This window comes from Chitinivibrionia bacterium (assembly GCA_009779925.1).
Taxonomy (GTDB): Bacteria; Fibrobacterota; Chitinivibrionia; order Chitinivibrionales; family Chitinivibrionaceae; genus WRFX01.
Window position 1 is genome coordinate 22,362 of record WRAZ01000021.1, and the last position, 12,732, is coordinate 35,093.

The 12,732-nt window shown below is 43.6% G+C and carries 10 protein-coding genes; 4 read left to right on the forward strand and 6 right to left on the reverse strand.

The window, feature by feature from the left end; translation table 11 throughout:
- Positions 1–40 precede the first annotated feature (40 nt).
- The 5 genes from FWE23_07165 to FWE23_07185 form a co-directional block, all read right to left on the reverse strand.
- Positions 41–481 carry a hypothetical protein gene (locus tag FWE23_07165; GenBank protein ID MCL2845212.1) on the reverse strand — a complete coding sequence of 147 codons (441 nt, stop codon included), beginning with the start codon at positions 479–481 and terminating at the stop codon, positions 41–43.
- A gap of 34 nt (positions 482–515) precedes the next feature.
- Positions 516–866, reverse strand: a complete 351-nt coding sequence (rsfS, locus tag FWE23_07170; protein MCL2845213.1) for a ribosome silencing factor — start codon at positions 864–866, stop codon at positions 516–518.
- A 79-nt stretch (positions 867–945) separates the two neighbouring features.
- Positions 946–1,359: a LytR C-terminal domain-containing protein gene (locus FWE23_07175; protein ID MCL2845214.1), complete on the reverse strand. Its 414-nt coding sequence runs from the start codon at positions 1,357–1,359 to the stop codon at positions 946–948.
- A gap of 2 nt (positions 1,360–1,361) precedes the next feature.
- The gene (locus FWE23_07180) at positions 1,362–2,648 is read right to left on the reverse strand and encodes an adenylosuccinate synthase (protein ID MCL2845215.1); all 1,287 of its coding nucleotides are present in this window, start codon (positions 2,646–2,648) and stop codon (positions 1,362–1,364) included.
- 179 nt (positions 2,649–2,827) lie between these two features.
- Positions 2,828–3,751, reverse strand: a complete 924-nt coding sequence (locus FWE23_07185; protein ID MCL2845216.1) for a hypothetical protein — start codon at positions 3,749–3,751, stop codon at positions 2,828–2,830.
- A 169-nt stretch (positions 3,752–3,920) separates the two neighbouring features.
- Between FWE23_07185 and FWE23_07190 the strand changes: the two genes are divergently transcribed.
- From FWE23_07190 to FWE23_07205, 4 genes are read left to right on the forward strand one after another with little or no spacing between them, the layout of a single operon-like run.
- On the forward strand, positions 3,921–5,375 hold the full coding sequence (locus tag FWE23_07190; protein ID MCL2845217.1) for a hypothetical protein: 1,455 nt from the start codon (positions 3,921–3,923) through the stop codon (positions 5,373–5,375).
- 17 nt (positions 5,376–5,392) lie between these two features.
- Complete coding sequence (locus tag FWE23_07195) at positions 5,393–10,171, forward strand: carboxypeptidase-like regulatory domain-containing protein (protein MCL2845218.1); 4,779 nt, start codon at positions 5,393–5,395, stop codon at positions 10,169–10,171.
- A 23-nt stretch (positions 10,172–10,194) separates the two neighbouring features.
- Positions 10,195–11,742 (forward strand): hypothetical protein, encoded by a 1,548-nt coding sequence (locus FWE23_07200; protein ID MCL2845219.1) that lies wholly within the window; start codon positions 10,195–10,197, stop codon positions 11,740–11,742.
- A gap of 1 nt (position 11,743) precedes the next feature.
- Positions 11,744–12,256, forward strand: a complete 513-nt coding sequence (locus FWE23_07205) for an N-acetylmuramoyl-L-alanine amidase (protein MCL2845220.1) — start codon at positions 11,744–11,746, stop codon at positions 12,254–12,256.
- Between the two features lie 44 nt (positions 12,257–12,300).
- Here the strand turns inward: FWE23_07205 and FWE23_07210 are convergent.
- On the reverse strand, positions 12,301–12,732 hold a 432-nt coding region (locus tag FWE23_07210; GenBank protein MCL2845221.1), incomplete at its 5' end, for a hypothetical protein.

The window sequence follows — 12,732 nt, forward strand, 5'->3', positions numbered from 1 at the left end:
TCGCCACACATCGGCGCAAATATTTTATAAATAACGTATTTTACGACTTTGCCTTTTTTGTCAATATTTCAAAATCGGGAGTTTCATCACCCGCATACAAAACCGCTTTCATCGTATTGTTGCGAATGTAGCGCATAATTTCACGGGTATCAACACCATCTATTCCGATTTTTCCGTTTTTCTTAAGGTAATCGCCCAAAGTCATAACGCTTGTATGATTAGACGGATTTACGCACGCCTCTTTTACTATAATTCCTGCAGCGGTTATGTTTTTTTCCGCGACATCTTTGCTTATCCCGCAGTTTCCAATCATTGTATAAGTCATTAAAACCGCTTTCCCTTGATTTTCAGCGGCGGTCAAAACTTCTTGATAGCCGACCATATCCGTAGAAAAAACAACCTCGCCCGCTACTTCGCCCGAAGCGCCGAACGACTTACCTTCAAATACTTTACCGTCTTCGAGTACAACAAATGCTTTCACACAAAACTCCTTTCCTAATATAAAATTTGCGCGATTATTTGATTTCCAAACGCTCGCAATCCTTATGCAATTCTTCTATTTTGTAGTAATCTCTGAGCTCTTGCAACATCACGTGAACTGTCGCAAACGGATAATCTACAAGCACCCAGCGACCGTGTTCTCTGCCTTCGTAAACCAAAGGAGCTATTCCGTTTTCGACTTTAAGCCTGTCTTTAAGATTTTGCGCAATCGCCGAAACGTGGACAAATGCCGTTCCCTTGCAAACTATTACATATTCTGTTCCGACTGTCTCCAAATCCGTCTTAATGACGACAATATCCTCGGCTTTTGAATCTTTTAAGATTTTTATTGCCGCGTTTAATTCTTCGTTGTTTTTAATGTCCATTTTTATTTTCGCCCTCTCTTTTTTCGTTTTTTCAGACGCGAGCATCGCGTCTCTACGTCGTATTTTCTTGCGCTCTGTGTTATCTGTCTCTAAAATCGTCGCCTACTATCACTGTTATTTCGTTTGTCGTTTCGGTGTCGCTTATCAGGAAAAACGGCGTTCGCACTCCCAAAACTTCCGCAACCGCTCTTGCCTGCTCCATTTTTCCGTTTCGCGAAATAACAAGCGTTCGCGTATAAGTTCGTGCTCTTGCATTTCCTTTGCTGTGCGCGTCAAACCCCCTCGTGCGCAAAAGTTCGGTAGTTCTTGCGGCAAGCCCTTGGCGATTAGTCCCGTTGAAGACATAAACGAACGACCTGTCGGGAACAACATTTGCGCGCGCTTGAGCCGCAATCGCAAGTGCGGGATTGTAATACTCAACACTCGACCCTAAGATTATGGCGCTCGCCGCAATCACAAGCAAAATCAAGGTTAGGAGTATTTCCTTGCGCATTTTTACATCCCTATGGTTTCTTTTCTGTCGGGTCCTATCGACACCATACTAAATTCGACCCCGTAGCACAATTCTTTAAGACGCGCCAAATATTTTTTTGCGTTTTCGGGCAAGTCTTCGTACTTCGTGCAACCTTCCAACGAACAAAGCCATCCGTCAAATTCTTCGTAAATCGGTTTTGCACGCTCCAGCATTTCGGGAATGCTCGGAAATTGGTCGGTGATTTTTCCGTCAATTTCGTATTTTGTGCAAATCTTTATTTTTTCAAAAGTGTTGAGCACATCCAACTTTGTTATCGCAAGTTTTGTAAAGCCGTTGAGTTGAATTGATTTTCTCAGCAATACCGAGTCAAACCAACCGCAACGACGAGGTCTTCCTGTAGTCGCGCCTCTTTCGCCGCCGATAGTTTGCAGATTTTCACCGTCCTCGTCAAAAAGTTCGGTCGGAAAAGGTCCGTTTCCTACACGCGTCGTGTACACTTTTACTATTCCGATTATTTCGTCCAATTTATTGAGCGCAAATCCGCTTCCGGTCGCAACAGAGCCGACCGAGGTATTACTGCTTGTAACATACGGATAAGTGCCGTGGTCAATATCCAAGAATGTTCCTTGTGCGCCTTCAAAAAGCACCGACTTCCCTGCCTTGCTTTGCTCAAACAGAAATCTTGACGTATCTGTCAGAAGCGGCGTTATTTTCGGAGCTATTTCTTTGTATTTTTCTATGATTTCTTCGAGCGACAGGTCGAATTTTGCACCATAAAATTGCTCGACAAGCCTCTTTTTTTCGTTGAATTGCGCAGTAAGTTTTTTCACAAAATTGTCAAAATCAAGCAAATCGCCCGCTCTTATCCCGCAACGAGACGACTTGTCGGAATACGCAGGACCTATCCCCCTTTTTGTTGTGCCGATTTTGGAGCCTTGGCGCTCAAGCGCTTCTTCGCTTGCACCGTCAACGACCTTATGATACGGCAAAACCAAATGCGCAATATCCGAAACAAAGAGGCGATTGCCTATCTCTATTCCCTGCTCGGTTAATTCGTCTATTTCGCGCAAAAACTGCTCGGCGTCAAAGACAACCCCGTTTGCTATAACACAAATTTTATCTTTTGAAATAATTCCCGACGGTATTAAATGAAACACGAACTTTTTCCCATCGACTATTACTGTATGCCCTGCGTTTGCGCCGCCTTGATACCGAACGACTATGTCCGATTTATCGCTGATATAATCTATTACTTTCGCCTTGCCTTCATCGCCCCATTGAGAGCCTATCACAACCGAATTAGCCATTTGCATTTCTCCCTTAACTTCTTGGCAAAATTTATTTTTCCGCCTAAAACCGACACTAAACTAATATTTGCCATAAACAAATAGGGATTTTTTTTATAAAATAAAAGAGGCAAATTTCTTCACCCCTTTTATTAACACCTCAAAAGACGCAAGCACGCGTCTCTGCACAAACTGCCTTCTTATCTCTGCCGCCTGAAATCTCGTTGCAAATCGTCAAACGAGACAAAAAGGCTTTGTCTTCCTATATCGGGATGGTCGCTTTCCAACACGTCCGCCGCAACAATGCTTGGCTGATTATTGACAAACTGATTTGTTTCGTGGTTCATAAAGCCCCATTGCCCCGTATTTTCGTTAAGTTGCCAGAATTTTTGCTCCGAACCTGTCCATCTTGTAGCCGCAAGATAAATTACATTGCCTCTCAAATCCCAATTTCCTCTTGTTTCAAATCTCCATTCTTCTCTGAGGTTTGGCGCGCTCTGCCCTCTTTTTTCGCTTATAAATCTTCCTGTGCCATCTCTGTTAAGAATGAAAGTTCTGCGCTCTATTGCATTAACATTTCTGTCGAACGCGTGTTTTGCAGTGTCCAAATACACCCAAGTTCCCACAATTCTTGGACGAACAGAATCCGCAGTCGCCTGCGCACTTACCATTTTTGCATAATTGTCTTCAAATTTCTGGACAACACTTTGCGCTCTAAACACAAAATCTATGCTGAGAAAACTGTCGATTACCGCGACAATCGAGTCCGCGTCAAATTTCTGAAGACCTCTGAAATCACTTTCCGCTCTTGCCGCCAAAGCATTACGTCTTGCAACAACTCGCGGTTTTAATTCGGAAAGCGAATTTTCCAAATACTTTTCCGCGCGTTCTACCGCCTCAAGCGCGACGTTCATATTTCTCATCGCGTTGTCGTTGCGATTTCTGTTTCTGTCCAACTGCGCGGTGGTGAACGCCATTCTGATAGGCGTAATTAAAGAATCGGGCAACCCCTTCTGTTCAAGCGCCTGAAATCGCTCCTGAACATTCGATGACAAATCGTCAAAAGATTGGCAACCCGCCAAAAAAAGCGCCGCCAAAACAAAAACACCTAAAAAATACTTCATTACAACACTCCTTATTTATTGTATTTATTTGATTTACTACAACAAATATACGATATTTTCGCACAAATTGCGCAGTTTTTTTACAAAAACAACATTTTTTCATTTTTTTATGATTTTATGTTTTGCAATATAGTATATTATCGACGAATTAGTAGGAGAGTTGCTTAAAATGCTAAATAAGTATTATTGGACTAGGATTTTCCTGTGCGCGATTTTGAGCTTTACGCTTGTTTTTTCGCAAACAGATGGGCGAATAGACGGTTTAACAATGCGTACACCCGACATAAGTGTGTCTTTGGGGCTGGGGTTTAACTACGACTACTTGCGTTCGCCGCTTAATGTCAGTTTTGATAACGCCAGAGGGTTTTATTCGGTTAATATTCCGATAAGGTTTGCGCCCGGCGACGATATTATGGACGAAATTTTTGACGGCGTATCAATGCCTTTCACCGACAACGAGCGTTTCATTCCGCAATTTTCCGCGCGACAATTTGCAAACACCACTATAAGAGTAGATGTGCCGATGCTCGGCGGCGTCTGTTCGTTTTCACACATGAACGTTATGTCGCTTCGATACGAAAACAGAACGGGAATTCCGAGTTTTCTGTTTAATACCGCCGATATGGAAGATCCTATGGATGACGGCATAAATATGATTATGCGCGGAATGATAAATACCCCCATAGACTTTTCTTTAGGATGGGAAGCGATGACTTTCGGCTATGTTTACAGGCTTAATGACCTCTTTATGTTCGGACTTAGCCTGCACAGACACAGATTTCACTTCAACTTATCAGGAAACCTTGACGTTGATATTAACGGAACGGTGGAAGCGGAAGTAGATAATTTTCGTAATGAAATTGAAATTTACTACTCACTCAGAAACCCGATAATGGGCGAATATTCTTTGGAGCGCTGGTCGCCGACTTTCGCCGCAAGAATATGGAATTTCGACATTATGGCAAGAATTATGTTTAAAGACAGAGCAAAAGGCAGTTTGCGGGCAAATTACTCACTGCCGTTTTTTGTTGACCCTTCAAACTTTAATCTGACGGGTGATTTGGACGATATGAATTTTATAATTGACAACATAACAAACGGCAACTTTATGTCCAACGAGCAAACAAGCGTAAAACTGCAAACAAATGAAAGCATCAGATGGGAATTGCCGCACGTTCTGACATTGAAATACAACATCGTCCCCGAAAGCGAATATAGAAATATGTCTCTTTCGCTTTCGTATTCTAAATTTATAGGAAGAGCGCATTTGGGACTTACCGACCCCAATATGGGCATTATAAACGGTGATGACAGGGTAGAGTTCTTGGAAGACGGGCTTGATTTCCGCACATCCCTCCGATTAGACCATCTTATATTGGCGAGCGCAAGGTTTGGTTGGTTTTTCGGCACATTGGGAATAGTATCGCTTGATATTGACTTTAACGAAGAGAAAAACATACTCAGAAACAACACTAACGAAGTTTTTCTCATTCCTTACGGAAGAGGAGCGATGTTGCCGATACTTTCGGGCGGCGGAATAATAGGAACAAATCTGCAACTTATGCTGGAACTTAATTTGTTGCCTTTGCCTGCATTTAAAACCGGCTTGGTCTATAATTTTTGAAAAACGGAGAATTTGAAATGAAGAATTTTTTTACTAAATTTTTTGCACTGATTTCGGTTTTTACCGCAATATCTTTTGCACAGCATACGTTTCCGATAACAAGTTTTCCGACTTGGGTCATCGTTGAATCAGAAATGCCGACAATCACTTTGAAGTTTCCCGATTTCGGAAACCAATTTACATACCTTATTCGTTTCTCGCGAAACCCAAGCGGTGCAGTTGTCGCAAATTATGCCGATTCGATACGGATACAGGACGCAGGCGTATCAACAAGCGTAGAAAACGGCATTCGCGAAATAACCTTTCACCCCAAAGATATTCCGAATTTCAGAGCCGGTATAAACTATTTAATAGTACACGCAAGACCTATAAGCGGCAATACAGGGATAACCGATGAGATTTCTAACGAAGTTAAAATTATACTCGCGCACACCGAACAAAACAGAAATTTGCAAATCGACGGCAGAGTCAGCGGAGCCATTGCGTCAAGTACAACGCCGAGACTTTCTTGGACAAAACCTGCGGGCGTTCCGTTTTCGCACGTTGTTTTATCTGACGAAGAAATAAAAATAGGCACAGACGCCAACGGAAACTTGTCGGTTGAAAACATTGAGGGTATTTCAATGATTTGGCAGGCAATCACAAGAGACAACAGCATCGTTTACGGCGAACCCGACCCGTCGGGAATTTTTGCCTCCGCTCCCCCGCCGCTATCCCCCGGAAAAAGGTACTCGTGGTTCGTGTTTAACAACTACGGAAACAATCCCGCATATACTTCGGCGGGTATGGCGTTGCCTGCGTTTTTCAGTGTTCCGGGGCAATTAAGACCTATACCGCAAGGCATCTTTCCCGAGGAAGACCAACTTATAAGACACACAGACAGAGACGAACACTCCGACAGTATCGGCAGAATTACTTTCAAATGGACAAATTTAGACCCTAACGCTCTTCTTTACAGAGTTTTTCTTTACACTGAGGCAGAGATGGATGAAATAAGCGCACAAGTGCTTATTTGGAGCGGCGAAGTAATGGCTGGACAATTTAAAGATACTGCTTTTCTTACAATGACCGCCGCAAATATTTTGAGTGAAAACAAATATACTTGGCGGGTTGTTGCAATGTATCCGAACGGAACAGGGCAGGCAGGCGAATTGAATACTTTCAGATATTCCGCGCCGTCAGGACAGATAGTAGTAAGAACGTTTGAAGAAATGCAGTCCGGCAGTCAACGATTTGTGCAAAATTTAGCGCTCGCCCAAATTGACTTAGAAGTTTTGGACGGCTCACTCGAAGAAACCGTTTTGTTTTTCACCGACAATAACGGCTGGGGCGAAAGAGTAAGAAGTATCGGAAGAATGAGAATTACAGCGAAAAAAGACGGCTATGAAAGCGCAAGCCAAATTATACAAGTGCACGAAGGTGGTGATTGGAAGCGACCTGATGGCGTCAACTGGATAAACGGTTGGGGAGCTGAGCCGACAGAAGTTAATCTTTTCCTCCGCAGACCTTTTTCATCGATTTTCGGAAGAGTTGTCGATTCCGTGAGCCGCGCACCCGTAAACTTGGCTAATATTACCGCTGTCTCGGACAACGGCGATACCGTAAGAACACAATCGCTTCCCGACGGAAATTTTGTGCTTAACTGCGGAAGTGGCGATTGGACAGTAATCGTCAGCAGACAAGGCTTTATGAACTCCGCTCCCCGCCGAATAAATCTGCGAGACGGACAAAACGAACCTTTCGGCGATGTCTTAATCGAAAGAATAAACAACACTCTTTCGGGAACCGTCCAAAACGAAGACGGGCAACCGATTACAGGTGCAACTGTTAGAGTATTCAACACTGACAGAGTAGAAGTAGCGGCATTACTTTCAACTCCGAGCGACGGCAGATTTTCGTTTGCGCTCGCTACAGGCAGATACATACTTGCAGTAAATAAATCGGGACTTGCTCCTCGTGAAACGGAAATTGAGTTTTCATCATCTCAAAACAGAGTAGTTGTGCTTGAAAGAGGCGCGGCAATGCTTTCGGGAACTCTTTACGGCATAAGTTGGATAGGAAATCAGCAAGTAAGAGCCGCGCTAACAAACGCGAGAGTGGAAATTATAGACCCTACAAAACACACAGACAGCAACACAGTTGCAGTCGGCGCAACTGACAGAGTTTACGGAACATTCAGCATAACTGTGCCCGTTCCCGAAAGCGCGACAACGCAATACAGAATGCGATTTTCTGCCGAGGGCTTCAACAGCGATAGCGTCAACACAAATGCGCCAGACGGCATAAGAGATGGCTTCACCCACACGCAAAATTTTGAAATTAGCGCGTTTGCAAGCATTAACGGGCAAGTAATCCCCGCGACAGGTCTCTCGCCACAAGGTGTTTCTGTCTCACTTGTTGGAGCAAACAACTCCGCTTTGGTAAGAACAGACAATAACGGAAATTTCTCGTTTTTCAGAGTTCCCAACGGAGATTACACGCTTTCTGCAAGCGGTCAAAGACAAACAATGGATAACGCCACACTCATAACAGAAAGCGGAAATATAACAAGTACCACCGTAAAAATAAAAAACGGAAGATTTATTACAAACGACGGTGCATATATTTCGGAAGTAAACATTAGCACCAAAGAAGCAAACGCAACAATAGTTTGGACTGCTCCTAATGTAAACAGACCGACAGGCGACGATAGTTCCACAATTTCATTTACCGTGTTTTCGCCACTTGTCAGAACATTGGAAAACGGGGTACTAAATTATGCGGCGGCGGACGTTAATTATTTGTTGAGAGCGACAAGCAGTAATCCGCACATAATAACTTTACTCGAAAGAGCATTTATCTTTGAAAGTAGTGATTTTGTGAACGATATTGCAAATCCAACGGTTAACATGCCGTTCAGATACGAACACGATAAAACAACAACTACTACCAACAACAACACAACGGCAACAAATATTGAAATTAACGTTGGCAATTTACAGGGCGCAAACATTATAAGCGCAGAAGTGGTTTCTAGAATTAGAGGCGAAAGGGATTCTACAATAACTGCGGCAGCGCAAATACAAATAGGCGCCACTACTATTTCGTTTGCAATTCCCCACACAAGCACAGGAATTAACATCGAATATTATTTCGTAATAAGAACGAGTGAAGGGCGGTACAGCAACGCAACTTTCCCGTTCTCAAGACGTGTCCCCGCTAACCCTAACATTATCACCCGTATGGAATTGCTTCCAAACACGGGCGGTGATGCGCTTGTGCTTCCGCTGAACGGACGAATTGAGATTGCTGTCAAAGCATTTTACGGAGCGAACTTCAGCCTTATAGAAAATTTAAACGCGAATGATTTTACTTTCAGTTCCGACAATAACATAATCGGAATTCAAAGAACATCAACAGGCGCCGTTATCAGCGGAAACAGAGCAGGAAACGCTATACTCACAGTTAGTTTGAATAGGTCAAGCTCATTTAGAACTGCCGATGATTCTGATTCAACACGAACTTTAACCGTCGCTATAGAAGTGACTAACTCGGCAGTCGCTACAATATCGGCGTTTTTGCAAAGCACACCCGAAAACCCGAATTTCATATTGAATAACGAGAGAGTTATATTCGGCATAGACGCGAGAGACGGAGACGGAAACCAAGTCAATATAACGCCTCGCTGGATAATAAGACCACGAGAAGCAGGAGATATAATTGCGGCAAGCGGTGAATTTATACCGAAGCCCAATTTTATCGGACGGGTTCACATAACCGCTGAAATAAATTCAAGAATACGCCACGAGTTCTCCCTCGGAAACGAAAGAGGAGTACTTATCGGCTACACGCATATCTATAATGCGCCTGTTGCAGGAACAGCCCCACGTTCAGCCGGTACAACGGTTGTCAGCAACTTAAGAGAGAGCGGAAGAGCCGAATTACTGTTTCCCGTTAGTGCAACAGGAACGCCGACAACCCTTTTGCTCAACAATCCCGACATACAAAACTCCGTTATGCGAAGCGTTGAAAACATTGATACAAACGACAGAAGCAGAAGGCAGATAATTTCGGATATAATAGAAATTCGCAGGCATATAGGCGAAAATTTAGATACAGCAGACGTTAAATTGCGGCTTGTCGTGCCTCAAATTTATCACAGAAGCGTAAACGCCAACAATGTAAGCATTGCAATTTGGGACGCCGCAAATCTTCGTTGGGAATATCGAAATCCCACACCCGACGACAGAGAGGGCTTACTCAGAGCGCCGAAAGCAACTTATTCCGATGAGAACAACGAAAAATCGCTCACAATTCCTATCGGCGGGCTCATAAACGACCTAAACACTTTCCGTGTGGCGGTTGTGGCGGATGGACTTTCGAGCGGGGCAGATATTTCGATACGTCCGAACCCGTTCTCACCTTTTGTTTCGCCAATGAGCGATTTCTACCATATTACGGGAATGAACGGAGACGTAAAAGGAGCTTGCATAATAATAACCCCAAAAGGTAGCGGCAATACCAATTATAATCCGTCAGCTCAAGTAAGCATTTTCAACGCAGAAGGAACGATGATTTACAACGTGAAGCTGGAGGGGCTTATATCAGGGCAATCGTATTATTTATTTTGGGACGGCAGAATGCAACTTTCGCGAACGGTAGAATTTGAAGGAGGAATACATCCCAATACTGCGCTTTGGCTTCGCGGAAACGAAGGAAGCCCATTGGCAAGAAACGGACGTTATTTCGTAAATGTCACGATTGACGACGGACGAAGATTGCACCGTCAAACCAGAGAAATAATTTTGTTTAAGTAAGAGAGAGCGGAGGAAATAAAGATATGAAACTTATAAAATCGATAATATTTTTTGCTTGTTTGGCGACCGGCATTCTCGCTCAAGGCGAAAACACCCGTATAGGTATAATGAACCTGCGCACAAACAACAACGACTCACTTATGGCAGTAGAGGCGGCTTACGCCATTCGCGACGCGCTCCACGAAATCGGACGTTATAACGTGCAAATGCCTCAACAAATGAGAAACGCTTACGAGGTAATCGGCAGAAATTTTCCCGAACATTGCCGCGAAACGCGTTGTGCCGTTGTCCTCGGCTCTTCTCTGTTGCTTGACAGAATGATACTCGGAAGCGTTGAATTCAACAACGGACGTTATGCCGTAGTATTGGAAATGATAAACGTCCAAAGCAGACAAATAATCAGCGAGAAGAGTTTAGAAGGAAATGCAGGCGTGCCGCTTAAAGATGTCGTACGAACTACAATTTTCCGTATGCACGAAATAGACACATTCGAAAACGCAGTCGATTTGCGCAGATATTTCGGAGCAGAGGTAAACAATGTCCGCCCTGCGCTTATTTCGTCGGGGGCTTTTATGGGACTTGGACTTTTTATAGCGCTCGTCGGCACAGATTTTCAAAGCACTTCGATAAAAATAGACGACCGCCTTTCAGGAGTTGACCCTTCTATGCGCACAATGTCGCAATCAGCACGTGCAAAAGCGCTCGGAAACTGTTATGTTGCACTTTCAAAAGACGCTTACGGAGCATTTCACAACCCTGCGGGAGCCGCGTGGGTAAATAGTCCCGAAGCTTCCATAAACTTTCAAAACAGATTTGGACTTGTAAATACAATTTCCGCATCTTACGTAAACAAAATAACGCGAGAAATCGGCTGGGGATATTCGCTTATTTACAGCGGACATCCGCAAAGTTTTTATCAGGAGTTGTATTTTTCCACACTTGCCGCTTACAGATTTACCGACCTTTGGATACTGCCGCCGTTTTCCGTAGGCGCTAATGTTCATATTATGTCAGCGCGAACAATGGGTGGAAGCGGAAGCATATACGACCAAATAGGAACTGCTTACGGCTTTGGATTAGATATCGGATTTTTGATGGAATTTGCAAGAAATATCGACTTCGGATTTGTATTTAACAACGTTCCGACTGTCAATTTTTTCCATAATTCAAGTACCAACGGATATTATGACGTAAGAAAAGAAATTGGCAACGAATACCTTCAAGAATACCGTTATCGAGAAAATTCTCCTGCATCATTATCTATGGGCGGTTCATTTGAAGTAAGCCACTCGACTTTGTTTGTAGCGGAAGGCAGAATACCGTTTTACAGACACCAAAACTGGCGATTTGCAGGCGGTGTTGAACAACAGATAGCAAACCCAGTTCGTCTGAGATTTGGAGCGGAGAGAGAGATTTTCACCAATTTTGAGACGCCGTGGTTTTTAACAACAGGCGGCGGAGTTCGTTTCCCTGTTCAGAGAAAAACTATAGACATTGATTTTTCATACGAATTTATGACAAACAGAGAACTCAGAAACGTTTGGGATATTTCAATCAAAGTTCAATTGTAATATGGAAATAATCAGCGATTTTTTGCCCGATATTTGGGGTGAGCGAAGCGGTACAAGCAAAATCGACACAGTAGTCATTCACGCAATGAGCGCAAGCGGCGTTTCCCACGAAAATCCGTTTTCTTACGATAACTGCATACAAATCCTAAAAGACTACGACGTAAGCGCGCATTACATCATAGACAGAAACGGTAAAATCTACAACCTTGTCCCCGAAGATAAAAAAGCGTGGCACGCAGGAATATCGCGAATGCCCGCGCCCGACAATCGCGACGGCGTAAATGATTTTTCAATCGGAATAGAGTTAATCGGCAACGAAGAAGAGCCGTTTGAAGAGGCGCAATACAGCGCGCTGAATTTTCTGCTCAGCGATATAAAAAAGCGTCTTAACACAGTAAAAAACATAGTTGGACATCAGCACATAGCAACTCAAGAACTTGTGGATTTGGGCTTGCGCAAAGATGTAAAATGGGATCCGGGGAAAATGTTTGATTGGGGAAAGATTAAAAAATAGGGCGAAAAGTTTTCGCCCTATTTTTTTCTTGTATCATTGTAAATTTATCTCTGCACTCCTATTCTCGCGGAATATAAATATCTTCTCCCGCTGACAGTTGTTGCTTCGGCGATGATTAGGTATGTACCGTTGGCGACAAGGCGACCGTTGAAATTTTGCAAATTCCAAATAATTGCACCATCTGCCGTAGGGGCGGGTTTGAAACCCGCCCTTACATTATCCGCCGCAAACACAACATTCCCCAAATTGTCGAAAATCGCCAAATTCACCGTTGCCGGTTCAGGCGTTATCACCCCAATCCTCGCAAAATCGGATACTATCGCATTTTCGAGAATAATCCCGTATCTGCTATCACGCGAGGTATTTTGGCGAATAAAACTTGGACGAAACTCTTCCGTTCTTATAAAAAACTCCGTTGCTCCGATTTGGTAGTTTTCTGCAAGCATTCCCTCGGTTTCTATTCTCAGCAGATACAA